This window comes from Bacillus sp. OTU530 (assembly GCF_038440375.1).
This window is the reverse complement of record NZ_JASATP010000143.1, coordinates 1-540: the sequence shown is the minus strand read 5'-3', so window position 1 is coordinate 540 and position 540 is coordinate 1. Positions and strand designations below refer to the sequence as shown.

The following is a 540-nucleotide window of genomic DNA, read 5'->3' as shown; positions in this document are numbered from 1 at the left end:
TTGATAACAAAGGAAAAGTAGATCTTTCCACTACTTCGACACTAAGAACGGCAATATTTAAACTTGTTGTCCAAGCTAGGCTAATACCGCTTGAAAACAAGGCAAACAGCCCAACCTTTTTCGCTAATTCAGGCCGATTTAAATAAGGAAACAACATAGTGAAAGCAATTATTTCTCCAAAAGGAAAAAAAGTAAGCAACGGAAATGCTGTCGTTAATATCGGTTTCCATCCATTTTCAAGAAACGGCTGCAAATTATGAGGAACAATATTACCTGAAACAAAGATAAGAACATTTCCTGTAAAGCCTATGAAGAGCAGTATGACAATGAAGACTTCTGCTGTCCTCGCTAATACCTCAATTCCTAGATAAAGTACATAACAAATGGCAAGAACCATCAAGATATTGATCGCCAATAACGGTGTTTTTCTCAATGTCGATGTAAGCAGCAAATCACCAAAGTCACGCAAATCTCGGGCTGCATCGTACAAAAGGAATAGGACGTATAATAGACCGATTATCCATCCAACGTATTTACCAA

At 37.6% G+C, this 540-nt stretch carries 1 protein-coding gene; it reads right to left on the bottom strand.

Annotation, left to right across the window (positions count from 1 at the left end; all coding sequences use genetic code 11):
* On the bottom strand, positions 1 to 540 hold a 540-nt coding region (locus tag AAHB12_RS31270), incomplete at both ends, for a GerAB/ArcD/ProY family transporter (protein WP_342048947.1).